Here is a 12,474-nt window from a genome sequence, read left to right as displayed (position 1 = left end):
TCTGGATGGAGTGCCGGGTCTTGCCCGGTGACGTGTTCGCTACTTGATCAGGTAGATCGTGGCGAAGAGGCCGATCCAGACGACATCGACGAAGTGCCAGTAGTAGGACACGACGATGGCCGACGTGGCCTGTTCGTGGGTGAACCTCTTGGCCGCGTACGTCCGGCCGAGGACCAGCAGGAAGGCGATGAGGCCGCCCGTCACGTGCAGACCGTGGAAGCCGGTGGTCAGGTAGAAGACCGAGCCGTACGGACCGGACGAGAGGCTCATGCCCTCGTGCTTGACCAGCTCGGTGTACTCGAACACCTGGCCGCCAATGAAGATCGCACCCATGACGAACGTGATGATGAACCACGTCCGGAGCTTCTTCACGTCACCGCGCTCGGCTGCGAATACGCCGAGCTGGCAGGTGAGCGAGGAAAGCACCAGGATCGTCGTGTTCGTCGCCGAGAAGGGCAGGTTCAAGGCCTCGGCCTCGGCTGTCCAGTACTCGGGTCCTGTCACGGATCGCAGGGTGAAGTACATCGCGAAGAGGGCCGCGAAGAACATCAGCTCGGAACTCAACCAGATGATGGTTCCGACGCTGACGAGGTTCGGCCGGTTGACCGTCGGGTGCGCGTGCCCGGTATCTACTGTCGTTGCTGTCGCCACGACCGACATTATGTCGGTCGCTTATCCCGCCCTCACCCCGGGGGGTGCCGTTCGGAGTGTCAGGGGCGTGTGCAAGGCCCGAACGGCCCATCAGATGAGCCAATGAGCGTCTCGCGCGAGGGTGTCGGAACCGATGTTGACAGCGCATCGGGAGGAGTAGCATCCCGCGCAACATCAACGTGATTCACGGGACACGTGGAGGAACGAAATGCGGGCGACTGCGCGGGTTCTGGTCTACAGCGACGACGCGGGCACCCGGGAGCAGGTGCGGCTGGCGGCAGGGCGCAGGCCGGCCGCGGATCTGCCGCCGGTGGAGTTCCTGGAGTGCGCGACGCTTCCTGCGGTGCTGACGGCGCTGGACGCGGGCGGCATCGACGTGTGCGTGCTGGACGGCGAGGCGGTTCCGGCCGGGGGCATGGGTGTGTGCCGGCAGATCAAGGACGAGATCTTCCGGTGTCCGCCGGTGCTGCTGCTGATGGGGCGCCCCCAGGACGCCTGGCTGGCCACGTGGAGCCGCGCGGACGCCGCCCTGACCCTTCCGGTGGATCCGGTCGAGTTCGCGGACGCCCTGGCGGGTCTGCTGCGCACCAGGCTGTCCTCCTCGGCCGCCTGACGGAGCGCCCGCGGGGCCTGTGGATCGCCGTAGGCCCCGCGGGGTCCTCGCCCCCGCGGGGTCCTCGCGTCAGACCGTGGGCCGCAGGCGGGCCTGGTCCATCGGACTGCGGCCTTCCTTGGTGCCCTTGAGCAGGGCGCTGCCCTCGCGCCAGTCCTTCCAGTCCATGTTCCAGTCGCCGAAGCCGTTGCCGAAGATGTCCATGTCGTCGCCGATGCTGTTGATCACCTGAACGATGTCGCCCTCGGTGATGTTCTCGTAGAACCAGGCGGCGTTGCCGGTGCTCATGCCCGTGCAGCCGTGGCTGACGTTGGCGTAGCCGTGCGAGCCGATGGACCACGGCGCGGCGTGGACGTATTCACCACTCCAGGTGACACGGGTGGCCCAGTAGACGGGCAGGTTGTAGTACTCGCTGCCGCCGATGCCGACGGTGTCACCGCGCATCTGTACGTAGTACTGCTTCCCGAGCACCACCTTGATGCCGTTGCGGGTGGAGAAGCCGGGCTTGCCGGTGGTGACCGGGATGGAATTGATCACTTCTCCGTTGCGCCGGAACGTGAGCCAGTGCGAGGAGGCGTCGGTGGTGACCTCGACGCGGTCGCCGATCTCCAGCTTCACCGGCTTGGAGACGGACCCGTGGAGCTCGTCGGTGATCTTGATCCCTTCGAGGTTGCTCCGCACGGAGACCTCGGTGTTGGCGGGCCAGTAGTCCTTGGGCCGGTAGTGGATCCTCTTGTCGTCCACCCAGTGCCAGGCGCCCTCGACGCCGGGCGGGGCGTCGACGATCAGGCCCCGTTCCACGACCGCGCGGGCGGCCTTGTCCTTGACCGGCTCGTTGAGGTCGGCGGTGAGGGGCTGTCCGACGCCGTACTTGCCCTCCTCCGGGCCGAATTCGACCTTGAGGACCCCCTTGGACGGGGTGGTGTCGAAGGTCAGCGTGCGCTGCCCCGGGGCGCCCCGCTCGTCCTCGGTGCTCACGGTGACCGTGTAGCGGACGCCTGCCGCCATCGGGACTGTGTTGTGCCAGCGGTCGCCCTTGGCACTCAGCTCGCCCGCCAGGCGGCGCCCGTGGGTGTCCACGGCCGTCACGTCGGTGATCCTGCCGCCGCCGGCCTTGGCGGTGATTTCGAGGGGCCGTTCGGGGTCCACGGGGCGGCTGCCGGAGGTCCGGTTGAAGGCGACCTGATCGCCCGCGTCGTACGGGCGGGCGGACAGCGGGTTGTCGCCGGACCCGCATGCGGTGGCGCCGGCCCCGAGGGACGCGACCAGCAGGGAGCAGCTGAGTACCGTCCAAAGACGCGGTGAGTGCTTCATGGATCCAACGCTATGAAAGTATGACAATTACGGCGCGCGGGATGACTGCAAACGAGGGGCCCGGACTCCTCCGAAGAGGTGTCCGGGCCCCGGGTACCGCGCGGCCGGGCCGCGAGGGTGCTGCTACTGGTTCTGGTTCTCACCGCGGTAGTACTCGTACACCCAGCCCCACAGACCGATCAGGATCAGGGGAGCGGAGAAGTACATCAGCCACCAGCCGAAGACGACGCCCATGAAGGCGAAGGCGCCACCGACGGCCAGCGAGAGCGGCTGCCAGCTGTGCGGGGAGAAGAACCCCAGCTCGCCCGCCTCGTCGGCGACGTCGGCCTCCAGGTTGTCCTGGGCCATCTCGTCGACGCGCTTGGCCGTGAAGGCCAGGTAGTAGCCGATCATGACGCTCAGGCCGAAGGCCAGGAAGAGCGCGGTGGTACCGACGGGCTCCTTCGACCACACGCCATACACGATGGCCATGACCAGGATGAAGAAGGAGAGCCAGAGGAACATCTTGCCCTGGATCTTCACTTGCCGGCCTCCTTGCCACCGGTGACGGCCGCGGTGGCGACGCTGTGGTCCTCAAGGTGGTCGAGGGCCGCGATCTCCGGGTGGTGCAGGTCGAACGCCGGGGACTCGGAACGGATCCGCGGCAGGGTGAGGAAGTTGTGCCGCGGCGGCGGGCAGGACGTCGCCCACTCGAGCGAACGGCCGTAACCCCACGGGTCGTCGACCTCGATCTTCTTGCCGTACTTGGCCGTCTTCCAGACGTTGTACATGAACGGCAGCATCGACAGGCCGAGCACGAACGAGCTGATCGTCGAGATCGTGTTCAGCAGCGTGAAGCCGTCGGCGGCGAGGTAGTCGGCGTAACGACGCGGCATGCCCTCGGCACCGAGCCAGTGCTGCACCAGGAAGGTGCCGTGGAAGCCGATGAACAGCGTCCAGAAGGTGATCTTGCCCAGGCGCTCGTCCAGCATCTTGCCCGTGAACTTCGGCCACCAGAAGTGGAAGCCGGCGAACATCGCGAAGACCACGGTGCCGAAGACGACGTAGTGGAAGTGCGCGACGACGAAGTACGAGTCGGAGACGTGGAAGTCCATCGGGGGCGAGGCCAGGATGACGCCGGTCAGACCGCCGAAGGTGAAGGTGACCAGGAAGCCGATCGTCCAGAGCATCGGTGTCTCGAAGGACAGTGAGCCCTTCCACATGGTGCCGATCCAGTTGAAGAACTTCACACCGGTCGGTACCGCGATCAGGAAGGTCATGAAGGAGAAGAACGGCAGCAATACACCACCGGTGACGTACATGTGGTGGGCCCACACGGTCACCGAGAGGCCGGCGATCGCGATCGTCGCGGCGATCAGACCGATGTAACCGAACATCGGCTTGCGCGAGAAGACCGGAATGATCTCGGAAACGATTCCGAAGAACGGCAGCGCGATGATGTACACCTCTGGGTGCCCGAAGAACCAGAAGAGGTGCTGCCACAGCAATGCGCCGCCGTTGGCCGCGTCGAAGATGTGCGAACCGAACTTGCGGTCGGCCTCCAGCGCGAACAGCGCGGCGGCCAGCACCGGGAAGGCGAGCAGGACCAGGACACCGGTCAGCAGCACGTTCCAGGTGAAGATCGGCATGCGGAACATCGTCATGCCGGGCGCGCGCATGCAGATGATCGTGGTGATGAAGTTGACCGAGCCGAGGATCGTACCGAAGCCCGAGAAGGCCAGACCCATGATCCACATGTCGGCGCCGATGCCCGGCGAGCGGACCGCGTCCGACAGCGGGGAGTAGGCGAACCAGCCGAAGTCGGCGGCGCCGTTCGGCGTCACGAAGCCGGCCACCGCGATGGTCGAGCCGAAGAGGTACAGCCAGTACGCGAACATGTTCAGCCGCGGGAACGCCACGTCGGGCGCGCCGATCTGCAGCGGCATGATCCAGTTCGCGAAACCGGCGAACAGCGGCGTCGCGAACATCAGCAGCATGATCGTGCCGTGCATCGTGAACGCCTGGTTGAACTGCTCGTTCGACATGATCTGCGTACCCGGACGGGCCAGCTCGGCGCGCATGAAGAGCGCGAGGAGGCCGCCGATGAGGAAGAACACGAACGACGTGAGCAGGTACATCGTGCCGATGGTCTTGTGGTCGGTGGTGGTGAGCCACTTCACGACCACGTTGCCCGGCTGCTTGCGCCGTACCGGCAGCTCGTTCTCGTACGAGTCAGCTGCGGCGGCACCCTGGGATTCGTTGAGGATGCTCACAGTTGGTTCACTTCCGCATTCCGGGCCGGGTCCGTCTGCTTGATGCCGGCGGGCAGGAAGCCGGTCTGGCCCTTCTCCGCCAGCTCCTTCAGGTACGCCCGGTACTCCTCGGGCGAGACCACCTTGACGTTGAAGAGCATCCGGGAGTGGTCGACGCCGCAGAGCTCGGCGCACTTGCCCATGAAGGTGCCCTCTTGGCTCGGGGTGACCTCGAAGACGTTGGTGTGGCCCGGGATGACGTCCTGCTTGAACAGGAAGGGGACCACCCAGAAGGAGTGGATGACGTCGTTGGACGACAGGATGAAGCGGACCTTCTCACCCTTGGGGAGGACCAGGGTCGGACCCGGGTTGCCCGTCTGGGGGTTCCGGTCGCCCGGGACGCCCTTCTCGTAGACGCCCTCGGCTCCCGCCTGGAAGTCCTTGGTGAAGCGGTCCGGGATCGCGGCGAGCTCCTTGGGAACCGCACCGGCCTTCGGGGTCGCCGCGTCGCCGTCGACGTCCTCGATGTAGTTGAAGCCCCAGCTCCACTGGAAGCCGATCACGTTGATCGTGTGCGCCGGCTTCGAGAGGGCGAGCAGCTTCGACTCGTCACGCGCGGTGAAGTAGAAGAGCACCGAGACGATGATGAGCGGGACCACGGTGTACAGCGCCTCGATGGGCATGTTGTACCGGGTCTGCGGGGGGACCTCCACCTTCGTCCGGCTGCGCCGGTGGAAGATGACGCTCCAGATGATCAGGCCCCAGACCAGGATGCCCGTGACGAGCGCGGCCGCCCAGGATCCCTGCCACAGGGAGAGGATGCGCGGCGCCTCCTCGGTTACCGGAGTCGGCATTCCGAGGCGGGGAAAGTTTTGCCATGTATACGAGCAACCAGTGGCGGTCGCCAGGACCACGCCCGCAGTCAGCGCCTGCAGCAGCTTCCGCCGCATCGGGCGCCGCGGCGAGCGGTCGGAGCCGTAGGGACTCACGTAGCGCCTTCCCGAGAGTCTCGGCCCGCGCGGCCGGCCGCGGCCGTGTTCGGGTCGGTCGCCGGCCCTGACGCAGGCAGGGGTTTGGATGTTTATGCGGACCAAACCCTACTGGACGCTATTTGGGGTCGCGCGGGGAGGGTGCCCAACGCGCCGCTACTGCCCCCGAAGGGATGGATCCGCCGTACGGGGGACGGGGCGAATGGCCCTGAATGGTGGGCTCCGGAACGCATCTGACGGCCCCTGACCTCGAACGCTCCCGGCCCCGGGTTAGCGTGACCGGATGCCCTACTTCGACAGCGCGTCCGCCGCTCCCCTGCACCCCGTGGCCCGGCAGGCGTTGCAGGCCTCCCTGGACGAGGGCTGGGCGGATCCGGCCCGGCTGTACCGGGAGGGCAGGCGTGCCCGGCTGCTGCTGGACGCGGCGCGGGAGGCCGCCGCGGAGGCGGTGGGATGTCGCGCCGACGAGCTCGTGTTCACTCCTTCGGGGACGCACGCGGTTCACACGGGGGTCGCGGGGGTCCTCGCCGGGCGCCGGCGCGTGGGAGGCCATCTGGTCGTATCGGCGGTCGAACACAGTTCTGTACTGCACGCGGCCGCGGCGCACGAGGCGCACGGCGGGACGGTGACCGAGGTACCGGTGGACCGGTGGGGCGCGGTGACCCCCGCCGGGTACGCGGACGCGCTCTCCCCGGCGACCGCCCTCGCCTGCCTCCAGTCGGCCAACCACGAGGTGGGCACGGTCCAGCCGGTGCGCGAGGTGGCCGAGGTCTGCGGGGCGGCCGGGGTGCCGCTGCTGGTGGACGCGGCCCAGTCGCTGGGCTGGGGCCCGGTGCAGGGCGCCTGGTCCGTCCTGGCCGCGAGCGCGCACAAGTGGGGCGGCCCGCCCGGGGTCGGCCTGCTGGCGGTCCGCAAGGGAGTCCGCTTCTCCCCTCAAGGGCCCGCGGACGAAAGGGAGTCGGGGCGCTCCCCCGGTTTCGCGAACCTCCCCGCGATCGTGGCGGCGGCGGCGTCCCTGCGCGCGGTGCGGGCCGAGGCGGACGCGGAGGCGGCCCGGCTGCGGATCCTGGTGGACCGCATCCGGCGGCGGGTGGTGCGGCTGGTCCCGGACGTGGAGGTGGTCGGCGATCCGGATCGGCGGCTGCCGCACCTGGTCACCTTCTCCTGCCTGTACGTCGACGGGGAGACGCTGCTGCACGAACTGGACCGGGCCGGCTTCTCGGTCTCCTCGGGCTCCTCGTGCACGAGCTCCACGCTGACCCCCAGTCACGTGCTGCGGGCCATGGGCGTGCTGTCGGAGGGGAACGTACGGGTGTCCCTGCCGCCGGGGACCACGGCGGAGGAGGTCAACGCGTTCCTGGAGGTGCTGCCGGGTGCGGTGGCGGGCGTACGGGAGCGGCTCGGCGTGTCCGAGCCGCCGGAGGTGGCGCCGGTGGCGGACTCGCTGGAACTCGACGCGCTCGGGCTGCGGTGCCCCCAGCCGGTGATCGAACTGGCCCGGGCCATCGTGACGGTCCCGGTGGGCGGCACGGTCACGGTCGTCTCCGACGACGAGGTGGCCCGCCTGGACATCCCGGCGTGGTGCGCGATGCGGGGGCACGCGTACGTGGGCGAAGCCCCGCGCGAAGTCGGCACCGCCTATACGGTCCGCCGCCAGGTCTGAGCCTCGCCCGGGCTCAAGATCAGCCTCGCCGGCGTTTGAGGCGCGGGGGTCCGGGGGCAGCGGCGCCGCACCCGGGGCCGGGCAGGACCACCGGCTCCGCCGGCGCACCGGGCTCCGCCCGGACCCGCTCCTCAAACGCCGGAGGGGCTGGATTGGGCCCGGGCTCAGCAGGAAGGGGTCAGGCGAGGTGGGACTTTACTTCCGCCGCCGCCTCGTCGCCGTACGCCTTCGTGAAGCGCTCCATGAAGTGCGCCCGCGCCAGGGTGTACTCCTGGGTGCCGAGCGTCTCGATGACCAGCGTCGCGAGCATGCAGCCCAGCTGCGCCGCCCGCTCCAGGCCGACCCCCCAGCCCAGCCCGGTCAGGAACCCGGCGCGGAACGCGTCGCCGACACCCGTCGGGTCGACCTTCGCGTTCTCCTCGGGGCAGCCGACCACGATCGGCGCCTCGCCGACCCGCTCGATCTTGACGCCGTTGGAGCCCAGCGTGGTCACGCGGGTGCCGACCTTCGCCAGGATCTCCGCGTCCGACCAGCCCGACTTCGACTCGATGAGCCCCTTCTCGTACTCGTTCGAGAAGAGGTACGTCGCGCCCTCCATCAGGGTGCGGATGTTGTCGCCGTCCATGCGGGCGATCTGCTGCGAGAAGTCGGCGGCGAAGGGGATCCCCCGCGTCCGGCACTCCTCCGTGTGGCGCAGCATCGCCTCGGGGTCGTCCGCGCCGATGAGGACCAGGTCCAGCCCGCCCACCCGGTCGGACACGGACTTCAGCTCGATCAGCCGGGCCTCGCTCATCGCGCCCGTGTAGAAGGAGCCGATCTGGTTGTGGTCGGCGTCCGTGGTGCACACGAAGCGCGCGGTGTGCAGCACCTCGGAGATCCGGACGGACTCGGTGTCGACGCCGTGCCGGTCCAGCCAGGCGCGGTACTCGTCGAAGTCGGAGCCGGCGGCCCCGACCAGGATCGGGCGGCTGCCGAGCTGCCCCATGCCGAAGCAGATGTTCGGGCCGACACCGCCCCGCCGGACGTCGAGGTTGTCGACGAGGAAGGAGAGGGAGACCGTGTGCAGCTGGTCCGCGACCAGCTGGTCGGCGAAACGGCCCGGGAAGGTCATGAGGTGGTCGGTGGCGATGGAGCCGGTGACTGCGATGCGCACGGCGTGGACGCTCCTGCTGAGGACGGCGAGGGACAGTCAAAACTACCCGGTAAGCGGCCCCGGGCCGAACACGCGAAACTACCTCTTAGTAGCTCTTTCTTCGCACGAGCTCCGATGCCTACGGTGCCCTCATGACCTATACCGACGGTTTCGGCTCCACCGAGTACACCGCCGACAAGCGCGGCACGGAAGGTCCACGTCAGCCAGGTTTCGACCGGCTGCTGGGAGACTGCGCCCGAATGGCCCCGCACTGGGCGGTCCCGGCGGGCCCCCGGCCGGCCCGGGTGGCGCCCTCGCAGATCCACGGGATCAGCGTCCCGCCGGCCTCGGCGCGGCTGATCGCCTCCACTGCCGCGTACGGGGACCAGTAGGAGGGAACCGGTTGCCCGTCGGCTTCGTCACACCCGCATCAGACAGGCGGAACAGGTGAAGGAGCGATGCGGTGACCAGCGAACAGCCCGAGACATCACGCGGCACACGACGGCGGCCCGCCTGGGCCGTCGGCTCGATCGCGGCCGCCGTCCTGCTCGCGGGCGGCGGTACCGCCTACTGGGCGTCCACCGCTCACGGCGACGGCACGTCGGGCCGCCGTACGGGTGACAGCGCGGCCTCGGCGCCCCGTGACGCGGGGGACCCCTCGGGGCCGGGGATCGCACCCGGGGAGCCCGATCCGTCCGGCGAGGGCGTGGTCTACCGGGCCGACGTGAAGCTTCCGGAGGCGCCGGCCACCGCGCCCGCCTTCGCCGCGTCCGGCGAGGTCACCTCGGCGGAGGTGGCCCGGCTCGCCGCGGCCCTCGGCATTCCGGGCACCCCGCGGCTCAACGGGGACGTGTGGCTGGCCGGGGAGGCCGCCGACGGCTCCGGCCCCCGGCTCACGGTGGCCCGTACGGCCCCGGGTACCTGGAACTTCACCCGCTTCCAGGCGACGGGCAACGGCACCGGGGACGACTGCGTGCGCGGCAAGGACACCTGCGGCCCGGCCACCCTCCCGAAGGACGCCGGCGGGACCGGGGCGGGGGCGGGGGCGGGCCAGGGCAAGCCGGTGTCGGAGGAGGCCGCCAAGGCCGCCGCCGCGCCCGTACTGGCCGCCGCGGGGCAGGACGGGGCGAAGCTGGACGCCCGGCTCGCCCAGGACGCGGTGCGGGTGGTGAGCGCCGACCCGGTGATCGGCGGGCTGCCCACGCAGGGCTGGTCCACGAAGGTGAGCGTGGGCGCCGACGCCTCGGTGGTCGGGGGCAGCGGCGAGCTGAAGGCTCCCGTACGGGCGGCCGAGCAGCCGGTGGTCGGGGCCGTGGAGGCGCTGGCGCGGCTGAACGCGAAGTCGGGCGGCCGGGAGGGCAGCCCCGAGCCGAGTGGCTGCGCGACCTCGGTCCCGCTGACGCCGGACACCCCGGTGGGGGCCACCGACACGGTGCCGTGCAATCCGGAGCCCCGGCCGATGAAGCCCCCGCGGACGGAGACCGTACGGGGCGCCGCGCTCGGGCTGGTCCCCGGGACGGTGGACGGCTCGCGCGGTCTGGTCCCGGCCTGGCTGTTCGAGGTGGCGGGCCAGGGCGGCGCGCCCGGCCACACGGTGGCCCAGCCGGCCGCAGCCCAGGAGAGCACGCCCGGCCCGAAGGACGGTCGTACCGTGCCCGGATTCTCGTACGCGGAGGCGGACCGGAAGCTGACCGTGAACTTCTGGGGCAGTGTGTGCAGCACCTACGCCGTGGAGGCGCGGGAGCAGGCGGAATCGGTCATGGTGAAGATCACGGACACGCCGAACAAGCCGGGTCAGGCCTGCATCATGCTCGCGCAGGAGATGTCCCTGACGGTGACGCTGCAGCAGCCGCTCGGCGACCGGAAGGTGCTCGACGCGACGACGGGCAAGCCGCTCCCCCGGCAGTAGCCGACGCCCGGGCCCCGGGCCCGGGCATGCGGCGAGGGCCCGCCTCCGGTCGATGCGACCGGAGGCGGGCCCTCGTCGTGCGGGCGGTCCAGGCTTAGCTGAACGAGTCGCCGCAGGCGCAGGAGCCCGTGGCGTTGGGGTTGTCGATCGTGAAGCCCTGCTTCTCGATGGTGTCGACGAAGTCGATCGAGGCGCCGTGCAGGTAGGGGGAGCTCATCCGGTCCGTGACGACCTTCACGCCGTCGAAGTCCTTCACGACGTCGCCGTCGAGGGAGCGCTCGTCGAAGAAGAGCTGGTAGCGCAGGCCGGAGCAGCCACCGGGCTGGACAGCGACGCGGAGCGCCAGGTCTTCGCGGCCTTCCTGCTCCAGCAGGGTCCTGACCTTTTCGGCGGCGGCGTCGGACAGGAGGATGCCGTCGCTCACGGTGGTCTTGTCGTCCTGTACGGACATCTGCATTCACTCCCGAAGTGGGCGGCTCCCCGCCGTGGCGGGGAAACGTCGGACTCTTGCCGTCGGTGGCAACGAGCGGGACCGCGGATTCATTCCGGGACCCGACGCTTGTTTCAGATATTCCATGCTCGCACACCGCGCGCGGGGGTGGGCCCGACCGATCGAGGGCTGATGCGTCACATTGACACTATCGGGCATCGTCAAACTGACGTGAAGCAGTTATGATAGATAGCGTCAAGTAGACGAGAAGTCGAAGCGATGATCCAGAAGTCCCTAGTCGCAGAACAGAAAGGGTGCGTGTCGTGACCACCGCCCAGCCTTTGGACGTCCAGCCGACGCCCCTTGCCCTGCTGCTGCTCGGCCGCGAGGCCGACCCCAAGAGCGAGCGCGGGGTGGAGTGCCCCGGCGACCTGCCCTCGCCCTCGGACCCGAACCTCGTGGAGCGCGCCCGCGCGGCCAAGGAGAAGCTCGGGGACAAGGTGTTCATCCTCGGCCACCACTACCAGCGCGACGAGGTCATCGAGTTCGCGGACGTCACCGGCGACTCGTTCAAGCTGGCCAAGGACGCGGCCGCCAAGCCGGAGGCCGAGTACATCGTCTTCTGCGGCGTGCACTTCATGGCCGAGTCCGCGGACATCCTGACCTCGGACGACCAGAGGGTGGTCCTGCCGGACCTGGCCGCCGGCTGCTCGATGGCCGACATGGCCACCGCGGAGCAGGTCGCGGAGTGCTGGGACGTGCTGACCGAGGCCGGCGTCGCCGGCGCCACGGTGCCCGTCTCGTACATGAACTCCTCCGCCGACATCAAGGCCTTCACCGGCAAGCACGGCGGCACGATCTGTACCTCGTCCAACGCGAAGAAGGCCCTGGAGTGGGCCTTCGAGCAGGGCGAGAAGGTGCTCTTCCTCCCGGACCAGCACCTGGGCCGCAACACCGCCGTCCGCGACATGGGCATGTCCCTGGACGACTGCGTGCTCTACAACCCGCACAAGCCGAACGGCGGCCTGACCGCCGAGCAGCTGCGGAACGCCAAGATGATCCTGTGGCGCGGGCACTGCTCGGTCCACGGCCGGTTCTCGGTCGACTCGGTCAACGACGTGCGCGCCCGCATCCCCGGCGTGAACGTCCTGGTCCACCCCGAGTGCAAGCACGAGGTCGTGGCGGCCGCGGACTACGTCGGCTCGACGGAGTACATCATCAAGGCGCTGGAGGCGGCCCCGGCCGGCTCCAAGTGGGCCATCGGCACCGAGCTGAACCTGGTCCGCCGCCTGGCGAATCGATTCGCCGCCGAGGACAAGGAAGTCGTCTTCCTCGACAAGACGGTCTGCTTCTGCTCGACGATGAACCGCATCGACCTCCCGCACCTCGTGTGGACCCTGGAGTCCCTGGCCGAGGGCACCCTCGTCAACCAGATCCAGGTCGACAAGGAGACGGAGAGCTTCGCGAAGCTCGCGCTGGAGCGGATGCTGGCGCTGCCGTAGCCGATCGGGCCCGAACGCCGAAGGGGCGCCCCCCTGGGGG

12 protein-coding genes are annotated in these 12,474 nt (G+C 69.3%); 5 read left to right on the top strand and 7 right to left on the bottom strand.

The features are described 5' to 3' along the window. Positions 1–39 precede the first annotated feature (39 nt). On the bottom strand, positions 40–660 hold the full coding sequence (gene ctaE, locus OG534_RS26675) for an aa3-type cytochrome oxidase subunit III (protein ID WP_326591285.1): 621 nt from the start codon (positions 658–660) through the stop codon (positions 40–42). Between the two features lie 199 nt (positions 661–859). Between ctaE and OG534_RS26670 the strand changes: the two genes are divergently transcribed. Continuing rightward, complete coding sequence (locus OG534_RS26670; RefSeq protein ID WP_326591283.1) at positions 860–1,264, top strand: hypothetical protein; 405 nt, start codon at positions 860–862, stop codon at positions 1,262–1,264. 69 nt (positions 1,265–1,333) lie between these two features. Here OG534_RS26670 and OG534_RS26665 read toward each other — a convergent pair whose 3' ends face one another. The 4 genes from OG534_RS26665 to ctaC form a co-directional block, all read right to left on the bottom strand. Beyond that, positions 1,334–2,578, bottom strand: coding sequence for a L,D-transpeptidase (locus OG534_RS26665; protein WP_326591282.1), 1,245 nt, complete (start codon positions 2,576–2,578; stop codon positions 1,334–1,336). Between the two features lie 123 nt (positions 2,579–2,701). Further along, positions 2,702–3,100: a cytochrome c oxidase subunit 4 gene (locus OG534_RS26660; protein ID WP_326591281.1), complete on the bottom strand. Its 399-nt coding sequence runs from the start codon at positions 3,098–3,100 to the stop codon at positions 2,702–2,704. After that, positions 3,097–4,830, bottom strand: coding sequence for an aa3-type cytochrome oxidase subunit I (gene ctaD / locus OG534_RS26655; protein ID WP_326591280.1), 1,734 nt, complete (start codon positions 4,828–4,830; stop codon positions 3,097–3,099). Before ctaD ends, OG534_RS26660 begins: the two co-directional genes overlap by 4 nt. After that, the gene (gene ctaC, locus OG534_RS26650; protein WP_326591279.1) at positions 4,827–5,798 is read right to left on the bottom strand and encodes an aa3-type cytochrome oxidase subunit II; all 972 of its coding nucleotides are present in this window, start codon (positions 5,796–5,798) and stop codon (positions 4,827–4,829) included. Before ctaC ends, ctaD begins: the two co-directional genes overlap by 4 nt. A 283-nt stretch (positions 5,799–6,081) precedes the next feature. On the opposite strand from ctaC, the gene OG534_RS26645 reads away from it, so the two are divergent. Then, positions 6,082–7,461 (top strand): cysteine desulfurase/sulfurtransferase TusA family protein, encoded by a 1,380-nt coding sequence (locus OG534_RS26645; RefSeq protein ID WP_326591278.1) that lies wholly within the window; start codon positions 6,082–6,084, stop codon positions 7,459–7,461. Positions 7,462–7,639: 178 nt separating this feature from the next. On the opposite strand, the gene OG534_RS26640 is transcribed toward OG534_RS26645, so the two are convergent. Beyond that, positions 7,640–8,614 (bottom strand): carbohydrate kinase family protein, encoded by a 975-nt coding sequence (locus tag OG534_RS26640; RefSeq protein ID WP_326591277.1) that lies wholly within the window; start codon positions 8,612–8,614, stop codon positions 7,640–7,642. A gap of 131 nt (positions 8,615–8,745) precedes the next feature. On the opposite strand from OG534_RS26640, the gene OG534_RS26635 reads away from it, so the two are divergent. Further along, positions 8,746–8,985: a hypothetical protein gene (locus tag OG534_RS26635; protein ID WP_326591276.1), complete on the top strand. Its 240-nt coding sequence runs from the start codon at positions 8,746–8,748 to the stop codon at positions 8,983–8,985. Positions 8,986–9,056: 71 nt separating this feature from the next. Then, on the top strand, positions 9,057–10,502 hold the full coding sequence (locus OG534_RS26630; RefSeq protein ID WP_326591275.1) for a hypothetical protein: 1,446 nt from the start codon (positions 9,057–9,059) through the stop codon (positions 10,500–10,502). 94 nt (positions 10,503–10,596) lie between these two features. Here the strand turns inward: OG534_RS26630 and erpA are convergent, their stop codons facing one another. Next, entirely contained in the window at positions 10,597–10,953 is a 357-nt protein-coding gene (gene erpA / locus OG534_RS26625; RefSeq protein WP_008738845.1) for an iron-sulfur cluster insertion protein ErpA, read from the bottom strand. A gap of 293 nt (positions 10,954–11,246) precedes the next feature. Between erpA and nadA the strand changes: the two genes are divergently transcribed. Then, complete coding sequence (nadA, locus tag OG534_RS26620; protein ID WP_326591272.1) at positions 11,247–12,434, top strand: quinolinate synthase NadA; 1,188 nt, start codon at positions 11,247–11,249, stop codon at positions 12,432–12,434. The last annotated feature ends 40 nt before the right edge of the window (positions 12,435–12,474 follow it).

It is taken from the genome of Streptomyces sp. NBC_01294, from assembly GCF_035917235.1.
Taxonomy (GTDB): Bacteria; Actinomycetota; Actinomycetes; order Streptomycetales; family Streptomycetaceae; genus Streptomyces; species Streptomyces caledonius.
This window is presented reverse-complemented; position numbering and strand designations above follow the sequence as displayed.

Excerpts from the sequence above, each read along its gene's own strand:
- OG534_RS26635 (WP_326591276.1), top strand. The coding sequence starts at position 8,746 with ATGACCTATACCGACGGTTTCGGCTCCACCGAGTACACCGCCGACAAG.
- OG534_RS26670 (WP_326591283.1), top strand. The coding sequence starts at position 860 with ATGCGGGCGACTGCGCGGGTTCTGGTCTACAGCGACGACGCGGGCACC.
- OG534_RS26665 (WP_326591282.1), bottom strand. The coding sequence starts at position 2,578 with ATGAAGCACTCACCGCGTCTTTGGACGGTACTCAGCTGCTCCCTGCTG.
- ctaE (WP_326591285.1), bottom strand. The coding sequence starts at position 660 with ATGTCGGTCGTGGCGACAGCAACGACAGTAGATACCGGGCACGCGCAC.
- erpA (WP_008738845.1), bottom strand. The coding sequence starts at position 10,953 with ATGTCCGTACAGGACGACAAGACCACCGTGAGCGACGGCATCCTCCTG.
- OG534_RS26645 (WP_326591278.1), top strand. The coding sequence starts at position 6,082 with ATGCCCTACTTCGACAGCGCGTCCGCCGCTCCCCTGCACCCCGTGGCC.